16 protein-coding genes and 1 pseudogene are annotated in these 19264 nt (G+C 60.9%); 5 read left to right on the top strand and 12 right to left on the bottom strand.

All coding sequences use genetic code 11. The features are described 5' to 3' along the window. On the bottom strand, positions 1-628 hold a 628-nt coding region (locus tag IF809_RS35120; protein WP_462839831.1), incomplete at its 3' end, for a metallophosphoesterase family protein. A 171-nt stretch (positions 629-799) separates the two neighbouring features. After that, positions 800-1258, bottom strand: coding sequence for a hypothetical protein (locus IF809_RS35115; protein ID WP_462839830.1), 459 nt, complete (start codon positions 1256-1258; stop codon positions 800-802). A 161-nt stretch (positions 1259-1419) separates the two neighbouring features. Here IF809_RS35115 and IF809_RS35110 point away from each other — a divergent pair, with 161 nt between their 5' ends. Next, positions 1420-2844, top strand: a complete 1425-nt coding sequence (locus IF809_RS35110) for an undecaprenyl-phosphate glucose phosphotransferase (RefSeq protein WP_128967982.1) — start codon at positions 1420-1422, stop codon at positions 2842-2844. 99 nt (positions 2845-2943) lie between these two features. On the opposite strand, the gene IF809_RS35105 is transcribed toward IF809_RS35110, so the two are convergent. The 6 genes from IF809_RS35105 to IF809_RS35080 all read right to left on the bottom strand — a co-directional run bounded on the left by IF809_RS35105 (position 2944) and on the right by IF809_RS35080 (position 9686). Then, a complete protein-coding gene (locus tag IF809_RS35105; RefSeq protein WP_462839829.1) occupies positions 2944-3660 on the bottom strand; it encodes a hypothetical protein in 717 nt (238 codons plus the stop codon). Between the two features lie 52 nt (positions 3661-3712). Then, a complete protein-coding gene (locus IF809_RS35100) occupies positions 3713-5962 on the bottom strand; it encodes a polysaccharide biosynthesis tyrosine autokinase (protein ID WP_462839828.1) in 2250 nt (749 codons plus the stop codon). 27 nt (positions 5963-5989) lie between these two features. Further along, positions 5990-6607: a hypothetical protein gene (locus IF809_RS35095; RefSeq protein WP_462839827.1), complete on the bottom strand. Its 618-nt coding sequence runs from the start codon at positions 6605-6607 to the stop codon at positions 5990-5992. A gap of 222 nt (positions 6608-6829) precedes the next feature. Then, entirely contained in the window at positions 6830-7513 is a 684-nt protein-coding gene (locus tag IF809_RS35090; protein WP_462839826.1) for a transglutaminase-like cysteine peptidase, read from the bottom strand. 115 nt (positions 7514-7628) lie between these two features. After that, positions 7629-8255, bottom strand: coding sequence for a hypothetical protein (locus IF809_RS35085; protein ID WP_462839825.1), 627 nt, complete (start codon positions 8253-8255; stop codon positions 7629-7631). 75 nt (positions 8256-8330) lie between these two features. Beyond that, positions 8331-9686: an O-antigen ligase family protein gene (locus IF809_RS35080; RefSeq protein WP_462839824.1), complete on the bottom strand. Its 1356-nt coding sequence runs from the start codon at positions 9684-9686 to the stop codon at positions 8331-8333. A gap of 368 nt (positions 9687-10054) precedes the next feature. On the opposite strand from IF809_RS35080, the gene IF809_RS35075 reads away from it, so the two are divergent. Genes IF809_RS35075 through IF809_RS35060 form a run of 4 tightly spaced genes read left to right on the top strand, consistent with a single transcriptional unit; the run spans position 10055 to position 14859 of the window. Continuing rightward, positions 10055-11281, top strand: a complete 1227-nt coding sequence (locus IF809_RS35075) for an acyltransferase family protein (RefSeq protein ID WP_462839823.1) — start codon at positions 10055-10057, stop codon at positions 11279-11281. 8 nt (positions 11282-11289) lie between these two features. Further along, complete coding sequence (locus IF809_RS35070; RefSeq protein WP_462839822.1) at positions 11290-12654, top strand: hypothetical protein; 1365 nt, start codon at positions 11290-11292, stop codon at positions 12652-12654. Positions 12655-12664: 10 nt separating this feature from the next. Continuing rightward, on the top strand, positions 12665-13768 hold the full coding sequence (locus tag IF809_RS35065; protein WP_462839821.1) for an acyltransferase family protein: 1104 nt from the start codon (positions 12665-12667) through the stop codon (positions 13766-13768). Beyond that, positions 13765-14859, top strand: coding sequence for an acyltransferase family protein (locus IF809_RS35060; protein ID WP_462839820.1), 1095 nt, complete (start codon positions 13765-13767; stop codon positions 14857-14859). Before IF809_RS35065 ends, IF809_RS35060 begins: the two co-directional genes overlap by 4 nt. Positions 14860-14866: 7 nt before the next feature. Here IF809_RS35060 and IF809_RS35055 read toward each other — a convergent pair whose 3' ends face one another. The 4 genes and pseudogenes from IF809_RS35055 to IF809_RS35040 all read right to left on the bottom strand — a co-directional run. Beyond that, entirely contained in the window at positions 14867-16231 is a 1365-nt protein-coding gene (locus IF809_RS35055; RefSeq protein ID WP_128967973.1) for an acyltransferase family protein, read from the bottom strand. A gap of 76 nt (positions 16232-16307) precedes the next feature. Further along, complete coding sequence (locus tag IF809_RS35050) at positions 16308-17405, bottom strand: acyltransferase family protein (protein WP_462839819.1); 1098 nt, start codon at positions 17403-17405, stop codon at positions 16308-16310. A gap of 61 nt (positions 17406-17466) precedes the next feature. Further along, positions 17467-17601 carry a hypothetical protein gene (locus tag IF809_RS35045; protein WP_453980226.1) on the bottom strand — a complete coding sequence of 45 codons (135 nt, stop codon included), beginning with the start codon at positions 17599-17601 and terminating at the stop codon, positions 17467-17469. A gap of 11 nt (positions 17602-17612) precedes the next feature. Next, positions 17613-19264: pseudogene (locus tag IF809_RS35040) on the bottom strand (RHS repeat protein); the annotation flags it as partial.

Genomic DNA, 19264 nt, shown 5'->3' with positions numbered 1-19264 from the left:
GCACCGGCGTATGGCCGTGCACGACATATTTCCCGAAGCGCTTCTTGCTCTGGAGAAATTCGTCCCTAATCCACAGCAGATCCTGCTCTCGCTGCTCGGACAGCGGGATTCCGGGACGAACGCCCGCATGCACGAAGAAGAAGTCGCCGCACGTGAATGTGGGCCGCAATTGGCGCAGGAACGCGATGTGCTGTGGCGGCATCGCAGACGTGAGCTCGCGGACGAGATCGAACTGCTCGTCGTTGCTGAGATCCGGCGCCGCCGAGATTCCGTAGGACATCAGGGTCTGGAGGCCACCGAACTGAAACCAGTCGGCGGTCCGCGAGGGATCGTCCAGCACCGAGTTGAAATAGGCCTCGTGATTGCCCTTGAGAAAGACTGTGTTGCGGCGGCGGCTGCGGCTGATCAGGAGGTCCAGCGTGCGACGCGAGTCCGGCCCGCGATCGATGTAGTCACCGAGAAAGACCTCGATCGCACGATAGGGGCGACTGTTCGCCATGTCGGCATCGATGACGGCGAACATCTGCTCGAGCAGATGCGCGCAGCCGTGGATGTCGCTGAGGGCGTAGATGCGTACGCCGTTCGGCAGCTTCGGCCGGGGCGGATTTTGAGTCGCGGTCATGACCATGAGGTGCAACTCTTTCAGAGTGCTTCGCCCGGGATGTCAATATGCTATTGACGAAATCAGGCGGCCACGAGCCGCTTTTTTCTCCCACTCGCGTGATGTGAATGTTCATTCGCGTGCCTGTTCGATCAACCGTGGTTGATGAAGCGCTGGTCCGACACGCGCCGGCGAGGCTCAGCCGAAGCTGCGGCTGTCGAATGATGGCGCGGCCGGTTCGCGATAATCTGTCGCACGTGTGCGGATGAGAAGCGCGCCACAGAAATAGCCGAGCTGGAGCGCCGTCGAAAACGCCAGGATCAAGCCGAGAATATGAGCTGATCCATGGCCTTGCCAGGCTGAAACCAATCCCAGCACGGTCGCACCGAGAACTACCGCCGGAGGCAGGATAAAGATTCGGAAGCGGCCTCCCAGCAACGATCCGATCAGCAAGGCAAAAGCGATTACGGTACTCACGACACAGCTCCCAAACCGAATTGATTGGTAATGGGGCCGGACTAATGGCGACTTAAGCAACAGGGTTGAATATCCGTTCAAATGCACGCGACCTGATGCGCGGAAATAACGCGCATGACGCGAAAGGCGGCGCAATGCTCGGCGAAATGTCAGCGTTGTGACGGTGATTTGAGCATTCATGCACCAGGTATTGCGTTGCAGAAAAATCGATTTGATTTTTTCACTGCAGTGCCGCAATGTTGCTTTGTTTAGTTAAGAGATTGCCCGCGACGCATCGCAAATTTGAATCGACTGCTTGCAATTGTCCGATTGCGAGTGCGTGACGTGGCAGCGAGGTTCGGATGGCTGTAGCAACTTATGGTTCGGAAAATTATTACCCGGTTGTATCGAACCGTCGCGGTGCTCTCCAACGGCCTCTCCAGATCGCTCTGATCGGGGGCGACTTCCTTGCACTCCTGCTGAGCTACTTCGCGGCGAGCGGCCTGTATCGCCTGCTCCTCGCGGAGCAGGATTCATCTGTGGGTGCGGGCCTCGTGGTCAGTGCGGTGTTCGTGACGATCGCGTACTTCCAAGGGGTCTACGATCACCATCGTCTGCTGAATACGGTCTGGCAGCTCCGCAAGGCGCTCGCGATCTGGGTCGTCTCTCTGACGATTCTTGCAGTCGAAGCATTCCTGCTCAAATCGTCGGCGGATCTGTCGCGTGGAACCACGCTGCTGTTTGCCGCGACAGGCGGCGTTGCTCTGGGCGGGCTCCGGGTGCTGTGGCGCACCGCCCTGAACTCGAGCTATGCCAGAGGTCGCCTGGTTGACAGGAAAGTCGTTCTCCTCAGCCTCAAGCCCCTCGACTTCACGTCGAGCCGCTTCAAGGATCTGCGCAAGCACGGCTTTAACGTCGTGCGGCATTTCGTCCTCGACTCGTCCGAACACGGCGCGGGTTGGGATCACGAGATTCGCGATGTGGTGCGCCAGGCACGGGCCGCGGACGTGGAAGAATATCTCCTCGTCATCGACTGGGACGAAATGCCTCTGCTCCAGAAGCTGAGCCAGCACCTGCGCGTTGTTCCCCAGCCGATCCGCCTCCTGCCGGACTTCCCGATCGCTGATCTGGTCTCACGTCCGTTCCAGCCCGTCAGCGGCACGGTTGCGATCGAGATCCAGCGTGCGCCGCTCACCGTGTTCGAGCGGGCGCAGAAGCGCTGCCTCGATATCGGCCTCGCCTCGTTCGCCCTGCTGCTGCTGGCTCCGCTGCTGGTGACGGCTGCGATCATGATCAAGCTGGATTCGATCGGCAGCGTGATCTTCAGGCAGTCCCGGCGCGGCTTCAATGGCAAGCCGTTCGAGATCTGGAAGTTCCGCACCATGACGGTTGCAGAGAACGGTCATGTCGTTACCCAGGCGACGAAGAGCGATGCGAGGGTCACGCGGGTCGGCCGCGTGTTGCGGCGGACCAGTATCGACGAGTTGCCGCAACTGTGGAACGTGCTGCGTGGCGAGATGTCGCTGGTGGGACCGCGGCCGCATGCGCTCGCACATGACAACTATTATGACCAGCTCATCAGCAATTATGTGTATCGGCATCACATGAAGCCGGGTCTGACCGGTTGGGCTCAGGTCAACGGCTTCCGCGGCGAGACGCCGACGATCGACCTGATGGAGAAGCGGGTCGAGTACGATGTCTGGTACGTCAGCAACTGGAGCATCTGGCTCGATATCAGGATCATCCTGAAGACCGCGCTGGCGCTCATCCACCAGGAAGCCTACTGAGCGCGCGGGGATCCGCCACTCGGGCTGTCTGGTCCCCGGATCAAATCGGCTTGTGAATGGACCGCAGGCATAGCGCCGCGTCCGGTTTTCGATTCACTCTCAATTGTCGAGCAGATAGCGCGGACGATCGTCCGGCGGATAGCACCGGTGCTGGATCCTGCCGCCGGCAGCTCGAACCAGATACCAGAACGCCATCCTCTCCCGTTCCGACAGGTCGCAGGTCGCATCCAGCAGCCTGCTGCGGGCCGATGCCGGAGACTGGACGAAGAGGGCAGCCGCGCTGCCGAACAGACGGTCGTGGAACACGTCGTTGAAATCCTGGACCGCGCCATCCGTCAGCTCCGGCGGCAGGGCCTGGAAAGCCCGAAAAGCGAGCGGCACGCGCATCAGCTGCAGCCAGAGTTCGTGCGGCGCAAGGCGATAGGATTGGCCGAGAAACGCAAGGGTTCTTGCTGTCATCCCCTCCTGGCGGACGGCGGACCAGAATGCCCCCAAATATCCGAGCGACTCGGTTGGCGCGCACGCCAGCAGGCTTCTGCTCATCCGCTGTACGGCATCGACATCCGAATCCGCCTGCGCCAGATCGGTGCCGCGGACGGTCATGTCGGCGGCCGACAATTGCAGGACGAGCAGTTCCCGAAGCGCCTTGGGATCGCATTGGCGCTGAGCCGCGGGCAGGTTCGCCTGGACGATCTGCCTCAGCAGCGGGGCGTCGTAGCTTTCGCCGGCGGCAATCTGCCCGGCCACGCGCGACACGCTGAGGTCGGTCAGATTGGGGAGGACCGAGGCCGCCCAGGTGAGAGCGGACGCGCCCAACAGAAAGCTGGCGCCTCGCGCCAGCCATTGCCAGGCGCGAGATGCGCCTTTTCTAGGCGCCCTCGACATAATAGGCGTTGTAGTGCGAGCCTTTGTAACCCTCGATGCGCTTCAGCATCTTCGGGTTGGCACCGTTGAGCACGGCGCCCACTACCTTCTTCTGGATGCCTTCGGAGCTCGACATCGATTCCTGCAGGGCGGTGCGGGTCGTCCGGCCCCATTCGATGACGTAGACGAACGCGTCCATGAGATGGCTGATGGCCTTGGCATCGGTGACGGGCATCACCGGCGCCAGATCGATGACGATGTAATCGTACTCGTTTCGCAGTAACGCCAGCAGATCCGCCATCGCCTTCGAGGCCATGATGTCGGCCGAGTTCACCATGCGCGAAACGGCGAAGGAGGGCAGGAAATCCAGCCCGGTCTCCGCGCTGCGCCTGATGTGGTGTCCGACCGACTGCGGATCCTTGAGAGCCTCGAGCAATCCGCTCTTGGCCGTCGGGTCGAGCTCCTTGGTCAGCGAACGCGTGTGAAGATCGCCGTCGATCAGCAGCACGCGCTTTCCGGTGAACGCGGTCAGGTGCGCGAAGTTGGCCGAAACCGTGGTTTTCCCTTCCTTCGGAAGCGAGGACACGATGCCGATGATCTTCACCTCGCGGGACAGGCGGGCGAGATCGATAGAGACCTTGATGTTGCGCATGGTCTCGGCATAGCGCGAGAAGGGATGATCGATCACGTAGCGGGACAGCTGGGCGCTTGCCTCGAGCTGCGCGCCATCAGGCGATCGCAGCGCGCGGATCCGCGGCGAGCCCATCGGCTTCGTGCCGATCGACGGAAGCACCCCGAGACATTTGACGCCGATCTCGTCCTCGACTTCGCTCGAGGACCGCAGCACGTCGCTCAGCATCTCCCGGGCAAAGGCGGCTCCAAGGCCGAAGCAAAGGCCGCCGAACAGGGCGCCGATCAGGGAGAGCACCGTCTTGGGCGAGCTCTTGCGGTCCGGCTTCACGGCGGTGCTGATGATGCGGGACTCGCTGATCGGGAAGCTCTGGTTCTGCATTGCCTGCTGCTGCTTCTCAAGGAAGCTGTTGTACAGGTTGCGGTAGGTGTCGGCCGCGCTCTCGAGGTCGCGCAGCTTCACCTGAGCCTGTCCGGTGTTGCCGGCCTGGCTGACCAGATTCTTGAGGTTTTGCTCCAGCGACGTCTCGCGGCTCTTCGCGATTTCGTAGTCGCTGCGATAGGCGTCGCCGATACGCTTGACTTCGTCCGCGATCGACTTGCGGAGCTCCTCCATGCGATTGGCGAGATTGACCGACGCCTGATGGGTCTTGCCATACTTGGCCGACCAATCGGCATATTGCGCCGAAAGATCGAGATATTGCGCCCGCAGCCGCGTGATCACCGGGTTGTTAAGCGCATCGGTGACGGTCGGTTGGGAAAGATCCTTGTCGGTGATCCCGTCGATGCGGTCCAGGCGTGCCTTGGCCTCGGCGGTGGCCGCGCGCGCCTGGATGAGCTGGGTGTTCACGTCCGTGAGCTGCTGCTCGTTCATCAGCCCGCGGCTGGTGCCGACGATGTTGTTCTGGCTCTTGAAGGTCTGCACGGCGCGGTCGCTGGCGGTCGCCTGCTCGCGCAGCTCGGCGCTGCGCTGCTGCAGCCATTCGCTGGCGCGCTTGGTGGATTGGTACTTCGCGTCGAGGGCGCCGACGATATAGGCATCGGCGATCTCGTTGGCGATTCGGGCTGCCTTGTCGGCGTCCCTGGAACGGAAGCTGGCCGACAGGACGTATGTCGACAGCAGGCGTTCGACCTTGAGGTTGTTCTCGACCGCGGCGACCGTGCCGCGTTCGATGCGTTCCTTCGACGCAGGCCCGTCCGATCCGAACAGGCCGATCACCTTGCCGATGATCGCGGGAAGCAGGCCAGGATCCGAGCCGTTGAACTCAGGATCCTCCGTCAGATTCATGCGGCGGACGACGGACCGGATCAGATCGTCGGAGGTGATGATCTCGACCTGGCTATCGACGAAGCCGGGGTCGATCAGCGCGTTGGAAGTGCCGTTGTCCTTGTCGAGCACCTGCGTCTGGCGGGTATCCATCAGGATACGGGTGTTCGCCGTGTACATCGGCGTCGCGGTCAGCAGATAGACCAGGACGATCGCCACGGCCGCGCCGACCACGCCCGCAATGACAGGCCACTGCCGGCGCAGAATTCCGATGATGCGCTCGATGCTGAGCGTGGCTCCCGCCAAATCAAGAGCGGTCCGCTCCTGAACGTGAAACTGCTCTCTGGGCTGATACATCTGAATGTTCATCGACCTGACGTGAGATTATTGGGGGAGTGGCGCAGGAATGAACGGATCGCCGATTTCCGTACTCCATTCGCCAGTCATGAGGCTGTTCGCCGCGCCGGAGGGCTTCTTCGCCGACGGTGTTTGCGCGCTTCCGGTGGTCTGGCCAGCCACTGAATTCGGATCGAATTCGATGGCCTCCAGCTCCGCCGTGTAACCGGAGCTCACCGCTGAGTCCGCCAGCTTTTGGACAAACTGACTGATCTTCTGGGCATTCTCGGGCTTACGAGGCACGCAAACCAGCTGTGCTCGCCGCAATGCCATGCCAATTGCGGCACGCTCGACGTTGGACGACTCGCTGATGAGGTCGCGTACCGAGGGCAGGATGGATATATCGGTGACGATATAGGCGGCAAGGCGACCCGTGAGCTTGCTGCGGTCGGTGCGAACTTCGCGCAGCAGCGCCGCCGGCTCGGACTGGAAGGCTTGCACGACAGCCGCGGGGACCCGATCGGATTGCTCGACGCATTGCGCCTCGCAGCGACCTGCCGCGCAAAGCAGGATCAGTAACGCGAAGCTGATCGCAGCTTGGGCGCTGAGACTGCGATTTACAAATCGTTGTCGTAGGGACAGGGGCAAACCACTCATCGCGTTCATTCAAATCGCCGCAAGGCTTCGCTCAAACCAGTGTCGCGCTTAACTATGTCAAATCCTTGTGCGGTGCAAAATATAGTTCGAAACCCCGGTAATTCATAACGAATTTAGTAAGGCGCGAGTGCGGCACTGTGCACAAATATAACGCAACGCCCGCGGCAAAATCCACGGGCGTTGATGCACGTTAACTCTGTTGGAGCGATGAGGGCGCGGGCCCTCAATTGATCAGAGCGAAGAGCCCGCCACCTGCGCGAAGCGCTTCTCGCGAAGCTGCCGCCCGTGATCGCCGATGTTCACCCAGAAGCGAGGATCGGTGCTTGATTGCATCGAGATCCACTCATAGCCCAGCGCGTTCCAGGGGCGAACGCTCGAGGACAAATTGTCCAGGACCACGTCACCATCCGAAAGCCGCGCAACCAACACGAGATGACCCTGTCCGCCGTCGATCCGCACAACTGCAAGACGCAGGGCGGCCTGCGGCCATCCCATTGCGATCAATTGGTGCCGCTTGGTGACCGCGTAGTCGTTGCAGTCGCCGGCCGCTGGAGCAACCGTCCAGTTTGCGGCGATCGGATCCGTCGGCTTGCGCATCGGTGAGATGGCCTGATTGACCGACATGTTCACTTGCCGAAGCATTGCCATGGCGGCGTCGGCGGGCGGCAGACTGCGCTCGCTAGCATCGGCGCGGCATTCCGCGACGTTATTCATGCAGAATTTGACGAAGTTCATCGGCGCAAGCGCGTTGTCGAATTCCTGGATGAACGACGCTTTGGCCGGACGCTGTTCGGTATCCGACTCGGCTCTCGCCGTGGTGCTGGCACACGCGATTACGGCTGCGAGCAACGGCGCGTACAACAGTTTCATCTTATCCCCCGTTATCCGTCCTTCTTGACGCAACAGGTCTCGCACAGAGATTTTAGAGACGGGTTCCCCGAATCTCTAAAATTGAACGCAAATACCCGGCCACGCTCCTGCGTGGCCGGCTTTGGTTAATCAATCCGTTTAGGTTGATATCGTTCCCTGGCTAGCGCGACGGGCTAGTGGTGGTCAGCGAGGACGTTCCGGTCGAGGCCGCAAACAAGGTGTTCGTCTGGGCGACCGGGCTCGCTCCAGAGGTGAACGAAGGCGGAGAGGGCGAATTGATCGACCCGCCGCCGCGCTGATCTGCCGTCGTGCCTTGTCCGCCGCCTGCGGTCGTGTCGCCGTTCGCTGCTGCGCCGACGATCGCCTCGGTCGGAATATCGCCGGTGATGCTCGTGAAGGACTGGATCAGCCCGGGATTTTCGGTCTTCAACACGACCGTCTGGATTTCCTGGGCAAACTGCGGCTGCGTCAGCACGCAAACTGCGGCAGCGGTGCCCATTCCCGCGCCAACCGCGCGGCCCTGGTCATCCGAGCTCGCCTTGGCGAGCGAGATCATGCCCTCCAGCGTTTCAGGCCGGTTGGTCAGGAGATCCCGGACCTGAGAGGCGAGGCCGCCCTGACCGTCTTTGAACTGGTTCAGGAGAGCCTCAGGCTTGTCGAGGAACTCGATCGCCCGTTCAGAGCTCACCGCGCTGGGATTTGGAACGCAGCCGGGCTGGGCCGCAAAAGCCGATGTCGCTGCTGTCATCGCAAGCAAGGTGGCCCCGAGCCCCACGGCTTTATGCATTCGACTCCCCAATGGCGCAATCATGAAAATTTGCAAGCAAGTTTGTCTCAACATATTGGCAAAGCCGCAACCACGCTACTTTTTTTGCTCCGACGAGGACCTGGATTGTGCCAGTCCGCAGCCGGTGATGGCCGCAAAGAACACGCCGAAGCCGGGGATCTGCAACGAAAAATCAATGCTCGTATGCAGAAAGCCCAGCGTCGCCACACTTGCGCCGATAATCGGTATGTAGCGGTCGCGCCGCCGATGCAAGCTTCCGTTTAACAACTGGTAAAGATACCAGAGACATGTGGCCATAATCAAACACGCGGCCGGGATGCCGAGCTCAACCGCAAGCTCGAGCGGTGTGCTGTGCGCGCGATCCCACACCCCGAGGCTGCCCAGCGTGTCAGGCCTGTAGGCCGGAAAGGCGCTCTCGAAGTTTCCGTACCCGATCCCGAGCCACGGGTGCTGCTGGATCATCGTCAGTATGGTTCGGTACATCGTGAACCGCTGTTCATCGACCAGGCCGTAGGTCAAAATTCGTCCCGCCACAGCACCGCCAACGAGCTGAAACAGAAAGAGCAGCGCGACGGCTGTCCCGGCAAGCCATCCCCAGCGGCGAAATTTGCCGACGCGCAGCGGCGCAAAGAACAGCGCGGTCATCAGAAAAACGGTCAGGATCAGCAGCAAAAGCCCCGCGCGCGAACCCGTCATGGCCGTCGCCACCAGGCAAACGACGAAGCCGCCGCCCAGTGCAAATGGCGAGCCGAGATAATGGGCAATCAGTGCCGTCATCTGCCGCGAGGGCGGTCGGTCCGGCCGATCCTGACGATAGATAAAGCGCAATAACGGTGCGAGAAACAGCAGCGCGCAGGTTGCGAAGAATGTGGCGGCCGTGTTTCTGTTGACGAACGTGCCCGTGACGAAGCCGAGATAGGCTTCCTTGCGACGGAACAGAAGCGTGGTCGGGTCGCCAATTCCGGCCAGGATGGCGTAGAGCGCGTAGCCGAGGCCCGCCCAGGTGAGAATTCGCAGCAGCTGCCGCGCATCCTCTGCGTTCGTCGCGATATAGGCAGCACGCGTGAAGGCAAGCGCGAACAGCAGCGGATAGCCGAAGGCGAGCCAGGGACCGTTCGCCGTGACGGAGATGCGATCGGGGAGATCTCCGCCCGTCACGTCTCGCGCCGCCGCCCACGCTGGATCGGCCTGGTAAAGGGCTGGATTCGGCCATAACTGCATTGTGATCACCGCCGCGACGACGACAAGAACGGCGAGCAGCGGCGACAATAAGCGGAAATCGTCGACGGTGGCGCTGCGCAGATCGGCAGTCACAAGGCTGAACGAGAGCAGCACAGTCCAGATGCAGATCCACACCGTCTCGGCAGAGCCGAAGGGGAGCGGGGCCAACACGAACACGCCGATCGCCGCAAAACGCGAAGTCTTGTACAATATCAACTCCTGAGGAGTCGCGCCGCGACTCCGCAATCCACTTCCTTAAAGCTCTATGTCCTTTTGCCACATTCGTGCCGGATGAATAGGCTAGTTGCGCTGCTTCACGAACATGCAGGATGCACAAGATCAGGGCCCCGGGCATCTTGACAAGCCGGCTGCGTCGCAGACGGCGCGTTACTCGAAGCGCGCGATGGCTTGTCCTTCTTCAACGCTGACGGGCACGTTGCCTGCGGCAAATTAGCCGTCGTGCCGCCTCTTCCGAGAGGCACGACTCCTCCAATCGAAATGCATGCGACGGGTGCCGGGCGAACATTGTATTCGCGTCGAATGCTCAGTAGAGATGTTGCACTGCAAAGTGCAAGGAAATGGCCGTGACGGTGCCTGCTCATCGCGAGAAAGCGCATGTCCTTACGCTGGACAGCATTCGAGGAATCGCAGCGGTCACCGTGGTCATTCACCATGTGATCTTGATGCCGACCTTCCTCGCGGCATTTCCGAACCATGCCTGGATCGATTGCGCGTTCTTCCGCAGCGGCGGATTTCTGGTCGACCTGTTCTTTGTGCTCAGCGGCATGGTGATGTCGCTCAGCTACCTGCAAACCGATTTCGGGCGCTTCTCGCTGCGCGACTTCATGGTTCGACGGTTCGCGCGGGTCTATCCGCTGCACATCGTGATGCTTCTCGTGCTGCTGCTGTTTCGTCTGGTGCGCATCGGGCTCGGACTGGCGGTGGCGGGCGCAGTCGTCACCGGCCCCGCGGCATTTGAAGTAAACAACGGCTACTCGTTTTTTCTGAACGTCTTCCTGCTGCATTCGCTCGGCTTCGTTCAGTACCTGAACTGGAATGCGCCGAGCTGGAGTATCAGCGTCGAATTCTACACCTATCTGGTGTTCGGCCTGTTGCTGCTGGCGGCGCAGCGGCTCAATTCGCTTGCCTGGTTCTACTTCGCCGCCGCCACTTTGGCGATCGGCAGCTGGCTTGTGCTCACAACCGTGGTTGCGGCACCTCAGCTGGACGTCCAGTTCGATTGGGGCCTGCTACGCTGTTTCACCAGCTTCTTTCTCGGCGTGCTCACCGTAAGAGCGGTCAAGGCGCTGCCGCGGGACATCAGTCCAGCTCTGCAGGGCGCCGTCCAGCTTGCAGTCGTGGCTGCGGCCGTGGCTCATGTGTCCCTGACTGAAGCCTATCCGTGGGTCAGCTATCTCGCGCCGGTAACCTTTGCCGTGCTGCTTGGCTCGCTATTGGCGTTTCCAGACGCCGCTCTCGTTCCCGCCATGCTCACGATCAAGCCGCTGTTATGGCTCGGTCAGCGGTCATACTCGATCTACATGGTCCACGCTTTCGTCGTGCTGCTCGCCGAGTATTTCGTTCGGGCGGTGGGCAAGCAGGTCGTACCCAGCCTCGATGCGGTCCATCCCGGGCTCGCGCCCACGCTCAATCTGCTGATTGTGCTCGGCGCGGTCCTGGCGCTGTCGCAATTGACGTATCGGTGGATTGAATTGCCCGGCTCCAGGCTCGTGCGGAACTTGTTCCGTGGAGCGGTGGGGTATTCGCCGGCACCGGCCGGGCCCTCGACACGTCTTTCGAGCTAAGGACTGATATGACGACAACGATGGCGCTGCGCCGGACGATGCCGCTAATGCGATTCCCGCTGCTGATGTGGGGAGCGTTCAGCCTCGAAGCCGTCGCGATGGCTACGTATTTTCTGCGCGACGATTTTTCGGCCGCCGCGCGCTATTATCTCTACATTGCCCATCTGACGCCGATCTGGTTCATACCGGATGGCTTCGGGTTCATCTGTCTGTTTCTATTCATCTACCGCTGTATCATTCAGAACCGCAGCATCATTGCCCTGGTCGTGCTGCTGTGGATATTTCTCTCGCTCGGAATCGGCTATCTCTTCCTCGGCAACGTCACGGCGCTCGCCTCTTCTTTCAAGATGATCCTGCCGGTCTTCATTGGTTTCAGCTTCTGCGATTCGGAAACCGCTGCTTACAGGAAGCTCCTTTTCCTAATCTCGATACTCTTCTACGCATCGATCTTCGGCGTAGTTCTGTCGGCCTACTGGAAGGCGCCATGGCTCAATTACACCTATGAGGCTTTCGGCGTGCAGCGGAAGGCGGGACGCCTGTGGTGGGCAGGCTCGGAGCAGCGACTCTCCGGATTCTGCGAGGACAGTACGATCGTTAGCCTTTTCATTCTCGTTTCTTTCGTCATGACCTCGATACGAAGGAATGTGTGGTGGTGCCTGGTTTGCGGAGGCATTGCTCTCTATGCCCTCAAGTTGACGACGAGTAAGACGACGATGGGCGTTCTCGCCCTCTATCTCATCGCGCTGCTCGTCATTCGGGCAATGCCTGAAAAGATGCGGTTTCCGACCCTGAGGATGTTGGCGGCCTGGTCTTATGCCACGATCCTTGTTCCCATCTTCTTGATCTTGGTCTTTGGCGGTGTATCGGTCGGCCAAAAGGCTTTTCTCTTCAGTCTAGTCGACCGGATCAACAACAGTTGGCAGAAGCCGTTCATCTTCATGTGGCAGTTGATGCCGATCGGCTACATCACTGGATGCGGCGTGGGCTGTTTCAACTATCCGCAAAACCAGTTTTCGAACCTGACATCGTATTGGGTGCCAGTCGATAATTTCTACCTCGTCACCTATCTGATGTTTGGCGTGCCCTTCATCGTTTTCATATTCTTTGTCATTCGAGCGACGTTGCTGACTACCGATGTCTACAAACTGTCTCTGACGTTCGTGCTGAACATCTTCAGCGTCACAGTGGCCGACTACGGACCGGCGTCGGGCCTCTTGCTGATGTCGTTCATCTTCAGTGGTGTGTTCTCCCGCCGAGCATCCTTTGTTTTCCAGGGAGGAAGGACGAAACGACGCTACGCGCTGCATCCGGGCGCCGCCCAAGGCGTTCCGGCAATGGGCGGCGCCACGCCACGATTTAATGAATCGGGCTGAAGGGCCGACGATGCACAAGCGCCTTGCATTCATAGACACTTTACGCGGCATCGCCGTTCTATCGGTGCTGCTGCAGCATGCCCTTGAGCAGATCGTGCTGAATCGGGCGGCCGGCGATTACTACCGGGTCTTCCACGATGCGGTCGGCGAGTATTTCAACTTCGGCCGCTTCGGCGTCGTGCTGTTTTTTTTCGTCAGTGGCTTCGTCATTCCCAACAGTTTCCCGAAAAGCCCTGCGCCGATTCGCGATTTTGCCATTAGCCGCTTTTTCAGGCTGTATCCGGCTTATTGGGTCTCGATCATCGTCGTTCTGTTGCTTGCGCCGGCGCTAGAGGGCAAGACATTTCCTCTGTCGCAGGTCGTCGCCAACATCACCATGCTGCAGATGTTCATGAATGTGGCGAATCTCAACATCGGATATTGGACGCTGGCCGTCGAATTAATCTTCTATGTTGCGTGCATCGCACTGTTCGCGGTCGGTCTGCTGAGGGCCCGCTGGACTGCGATCTGCATCATCGTCGCCGCGTCCCTGCTCGCGGTCGTGGCCTTTCCCTTCGTCAAGAGCCGCCTGTTCTGGGGGCTGCTCGAGCTCATGCTGGACCTGACTGCGATGTTCTTCGGCAAGGTGGTCCGCGATGCCGTTTTCGGCGGACGATCCCGGTGGCAGAGTGTCGCGCTGTGCGGGCTGCTCTATGTCCTCTATGCATCGGCCTGCGCCTATCGCCGCTATGGCGTGGATTATCAGGACAATTTCTTCTGCGCTTACGGCATGGGCGCCGCCTATATCGGCGCGGCGGGCGTATTTCTGGCATTTGCAAGTCTTGGCGAGCGCGGGGCCTCGCGCGTGCTGTCCTTTGTCGGTCGCATCAGTTACTCGGTCTATCTGATGGGGCCATACGTGCTGCTTGTAATCGTGCAATATTTCGGTACGGGCCGAAGTCCTGCTCAATGGTCCATTTTTGTGACCGGGGTTGCAGTAGGGACGATCCTGGTCAGTTGGCTGAACTACCTGGCCGTGGAGAAGCCGATGGTGAGCTTTGGTCACCGGTTTCGTTCGCTGGCATTTACCGCGGTCGCGCTTCAGCCCTCACTGCGGGAGCGCGGGGCCGAATGAGCGGCGAAAGCAACAAGAACTACGCCGAGGCCGGCGGCGGTTTCGTACCGTCGATCCAGGGGCTTCGTGGCGTCGCCGCGATGAGCGTCCTGATCGATCATTTTTGCGACATGCCGAAGGGGGGCGTCTACGACATCCCCGATCCCGGCTTTCTGCCGCCGATCTGGCCGTGGCTGCAATCGGTGATCAACTCCGGCGGGCACGGTGTCGAACTGTTCTTCATGATCAGCGGCTTTCTGATCCCGGCGAGCCTGGTGCGGCACGGATCGGTCGGGAAGTTCATGTATGATCGCGTTCTGCGCATCATGCCGGTCTTCGTCGTGCTGCACGTCGCGCTGTTCGTGGTCGGCCCGATCGTCGGATACAAGTTCTTCCGGGGGATAGATCTGCCGACCTACCTCCAGGTGTTCCTTGCCAATTTATTCTTCGTCCAGGACGCGCTCGGGTTTCCGATCGCCCAGCAGAACGCCTGGACGTTGACCTACGAATGGGCGTTCTACATCCTGTTCGCAGCCTGCTTCGGTGCGGTCGTGCGGCTGAAGAGCTGGTGGCTTGCCGCGCCACTGATCCTCCTCGGCTTGCTCTGCATCCTGCGCTGGCCGATCACGGCTTTTTTCGTCGTCGGCATGCTGTTCAGCGCGATTAATCTCCGCTTTCGGATGACGGGCGTGGCCGGCGTTGTTGCCGGACTCGCCTGCTTTGCCGCCATGTATGTCGCGCTCGATGTCCTGCATCCGTTCGCAGCGCTGCTCCCGGGTTTTCTCCTGTTCGGGATGGTGCTGGCGACGGGATCTGGGATCTCGGGCCTGTTGAGCCTGTCTCCGCTGCAATACCTCGGCAAGATCAGCTACAGCCTCTACCTCGTTCACCCCTTCGTCCTGTTCCCGTTGCAGGTCATCGGGTTGAAGCTGGTCGATCGCGGCGTCGATCGCTGGCTGCTGTGGAGCGGATTCGTGATCTTCGGCTTTGCGCTCGCGCTGATTGCGAGCGCGCTCAGTTACGAGATCATCGAGGTCCGCCTGCGCCGGTTCGTCGACGGGGCGCTCAGGCACATCTTTGCGCGGAAAATGGCGCAAAGCCCGGCGGCTTGATCGGCGCTCAAGCCGGCCGTTGATAGAACCGTCGCAGGCGCAGCGCCGGTTTTTCGATCACGTTCCAGGAGAAGGACGCAAATCCGAGCGTCAGCACCACGACGATCGGCAGGATCACCGCCAGCGAAAGCCGATGGTCCGGCCCCAGAACGCGCTGGGAGATGTCGATCGTCGCCTGGGTGATGGGAAAGCCGTAGAGATAGATGCCGTAGGAGAGGTCCTGGCGAAACAGGCGATCGAATGCCTTGAAGCTCTGCATGCCGATGTAGACCGTGCAGTAGGTCAGGAAGATGCCGGCGAGCGGCAGCAGCACGTTGAGCCACATGATTCCCGCGTAGCAGGCGGCGGAGATCGCAAAGATCACCCAGTGGATCGGTACGTATCTGGCGTTCAGGCGGAACACCATGCCGAAGAAGAACATGAAAACGAGATACCAGCCGGCCAGTCTGGTCGAATCGGATCGCACGTTGAAGGTCGCGGGATCGATGAAATAGGCGAGGAGCTCTGCCACCAGCGCCGCGCCGACCAGAAGCGTGATCCAGCGGACCTTGCGCGTCTCGCTCGAGATCATGTGCGCGAACAGCAGCGCGAAGGCGAAGACGTAGCACCAGAGCTCCCAGGGCAGGGTCCAGAGATTGGCGTTGACCATCTCCGGCCAGGGATTGTGCAGGAACAGGCCCGGCAGTTCGAAGGTGACATGACCGACGATGTTGCCGAAGTAGCGGTAGAACTGGTACTCCGACAGGTATTGCGACAGCGGCAACTGCGTCAACAGCGGTCCGACCAGGAGCGCGCAGAGCGTCACCTCGACGCTGAGCGCCGGGACGATTCGCAGCACGCGGTTGATGAAGAACGTCTTCAGATCCGGGTTCTTGATGGCGCTCCCGGTCACCAGGAAACCGCTCAGCGCGAAGAACATCCCGACGAGCGCAATCAGGCCCGGTCGGAGAAGCTCCTGGATGATCTCGGTGGCCTGCAGATGGCTGAAGGACAGCGCGGTCAATCCGCCCATCTTGTCGAAGGCGGCTGCGGCTGGATCCTTCAGCACGAAAACCGCCATTCCCGGTTCATCGAGCTTCTTGACGAAGGCGGCGCCTGCGAACAGCCCGGCAACGGCCACACGACAATGATGTGACAGAATGACCAGCGACAGCAGGTGCCGCATCATGTTGAAACCCGGTCCGAGCCCGTTGTTCTTGGCCAGGATAGTTTCCGCGGTGTCGTACTGTGCCAGGCCCGACTGGATCGTATCGGGCAGCTGCCGGAAGCGCGACGGAGCGGAGGGACGCTCGCGGCCGACCGCGCCCGGCAACGCAACGGCCGCGAACTCTGCGTCTCGATCCGTTTGCGACATCTTCGTACGGCCTTTCATGCGCCTGTCTGGACGGCATCAGCGGATGCCACGGAGTTGAAGCCAATTCATGACCGCGGGTTTCCGCCCAGCGCCGCTATGCGACGACCGAGCGGCGCCCCAGCCTGCGGCAATAGCCAATGAGCGGCCGCTCGACATACCAATGGATCAGGATTCCGGCGAGGACCGAGCCGACCACGGCGAGAATGACGAAGAGGGCCGAGGGCAGGGGATTGTGGAGCCGGGCCGAGATCTGGATCAGCACGATCGCGGCGGCGGCGTGAGTGAGATAGATCGCGTAGGAGGCATCGCCCAGCAACATGCCGAGGGAATGCAGCGGTCCCGGGCGTTCGGTCGAGGCGATGCCGAGCCACACCACCAGCGTCGCGAACAGGGTCCACCACACGGCCCGAAGCCCGTTGTCTTCCGAAAGGGTTGCCCCGACAATGGCGGTCGCCAGGATGGCGGCGGCGATTGTGAGCAGAAATGCTCCCGGATAGCGGCTGCGGACCAGGGGATGACCCTTCAGCCACAGCAGGCCCAGCGCAAAGCCCATGCCGAACTGGAGGTTGGGCATCATGATGTTGCCGTAACCCACCACGGTGGCGAGCGCGAGGCCGGCATTGTCCGGATGCAGCAGTTCCGGCCACGCCAGCAGGCGCGCCGCCGTGTACCAGGCCAGCGGCGCAAGGAACCAGGCCACCAGCAGCGGCAGCAGCGGGCGCGGCCGTAACATCGTCAAGGCGAACAGGATGTAGAAGATGAACTCGTGCCTGAGCGTCCACACGACGTAGGGCCTCAGTTCCCCGATCGGCCACAGCACCATGGCTCTGAGCGCAAGCATGGGGTCGGCTTTGGCGGTGCCGGCGAGCGACAAGAGGTTGTAACCGATCACGCATACCCACATGAAGGGAATGATGCGCACGAAACGGCGGAGAAAGAATTCCGTGCGCGTGCTGCGGATCGGGCCGAATGAAACAATCGTGATGATGAAGCCGCTGATGACGAAGAAGATCGCGACGCCGAACAGGCCGGTTTCGGCGAGCAGGAACGGGCTCTTGCCATAAGAAGGTGGAAGGCTGACCAGCCAGTTGACGTGCCAGATCACGACCAGAATGGCTGCAAACCCGCGCAGATATTGAATTCCCGGTACGATCCCGCCTTTGGGAGACCGTGCACCCTCGATGTCAGTCAATGTCGCCTCAATGCCGCGCTGGTTCCCGATTTTACCGATCACTCCAGCGATCGGTCAAATCCTAGTTTTTAGGCGCGATGATGATGGTCGAGGCAAATGTTGGCGCGGCGAGGGGACGTAGTGCGAGCGCGTGGATTGTGCGCCAGGCGCGGATCACACCGATGCGTGCGGCGAGGCTGCGCTTCGCCGCACGCATTCGGGGGTCGGTCAGACGAACGCGAAGTCGTTGCTGGTCAGGTTCGCGGCGACGACGTTCTTCAGCAGGATCGAGTCGCTCGCGGTGACGTGGACCAGGGTGTCGGCTCCGGACTGGCTGATCTGGAGGTGACTGTAGTCCGTGGCCATCAGCTTCGAGATCGCGACCGTGTCGTAGCCTGCCGCAGATCCGGCATGGAAGCCGTTCACCGTGTCGTTGCCGCCGCCGAAGGAGATCGTGGTCGAGCCGGCGCCGGCCACCGCGAAGACGTCGTTGCCGGCGCCGCCGGCGAGCGTGATGCCAGCGACCTTGGCCGACGCATTGTGCGTGCCGTCCGCGTTCAGGATGTCGACGGAGGCCAGGTTTCCGGCGGTGTTGTAGAAGTCGTGCTCGGTGCTTGTGGCGTTGAAGTAGAAGTTGTCGTGCGACCCGTCGGCATTGGTGACGTACATCTTGGTCTTGACGCCGTCGGCGTAGACCGTCGTCGAGGACGAGCCGTCGGTGTGCTGGGCGAAGTCGCTGGCGATCTTGCCGCTCGAATACGTCTGGGTGTCCTTCGAGCCGTCGGCATTGTTGATGTAGACCGACGTCTTGACGCCGCTGCTGTAGTTGGTCGTCGTGGTGTTGCCGCTGGCCTTGGCCACCGTCTGGGTCACGCTGCCGGTCGTGTCGTAGGTAGACGTCAGGCTCGAGCCATTGGCATAGTTCTGGACCTCCGTCGTCTTGTGCCCGGTCGAGTCATACAGATCGGTGGTGACGCTGCCGTCCGAATTGACCACCTTGCTGTATTGCAGGCTGCCGTCGGCGTGCAGATCGGTGATCGACGTGACGCTGCCGTCCGCCTTGATCTGCTGGATCTCGGTCGTGTAGGCTTTGCCGGTGACGTTGAAGAACGTATTGGTGTGCGTGCCGTCGGCATGCGTGTCGTAGGTCGCGGTCTTGATGTCGTTGCTGTAGACCGTGGTCGACGACGAGCCGTCCGTCTTCTGGATCAGCGTGCTGGTGAGGTGACCGGTCGTGTAGAGGTCGGTCTCCTTGGAGCCGTCGGCATGCGTGATGTAGACCGATGTCTTCACGCCGCTGCTGAAGTTCGTGGTCGTGGAGTCGCCGCCGGCCTTCGCCACGGTCTGCGTGACGCTGCCCGCCGCATTGTAGGTGGAGGTCAGCATGGAGCCGTTGGCGTAGTTGACGATCTCCGTCGTCTTGTGGCCCGTGCTGTCGTACTGGCCGGTGGTGGTGCTGCCGTCCGCGTTCAGGACCTTGGTGTATTGCGTCGTGCCGTCGGCATGCAGGTTGGTGAAGGCCGTGATCGTTCCGTCAGCCTTGGTGGTCTGGATCTGCGTCGTGTAGGGCTGGCCGGTGATGTTGTAGAAGGTGTTGGTGTGGGTGCCATCGGTGTGGGTGACATACACCTTCGATTTCACGCCGCTTGCGAAGACCGTCATCGATGACGATCCATCAGTTTTTTGAACGAGATCGGTCGTGATGACGCCGCCTGCGTACAGCTTGGTTTCCTTGCTGCCGTCGGCGTTGATGATGTAGATCGAGGTCGGAACACCCGCGCTGAGGTTCGTCGTGGTGGCGTCGCCGTTGGCAGCCTTGGCAACCGTCTGCGTTGCGACCCCTGATGTGTTGTAGGTCGTGGTGAGGCTCGAACCGTTCG

Source organism: Bradyrhizobium sp. UFLA06-24 (assembly GCF_054967145.1).
This window is presented reverse-complemented; position numbering and strand designations above follow the sequence as displayed.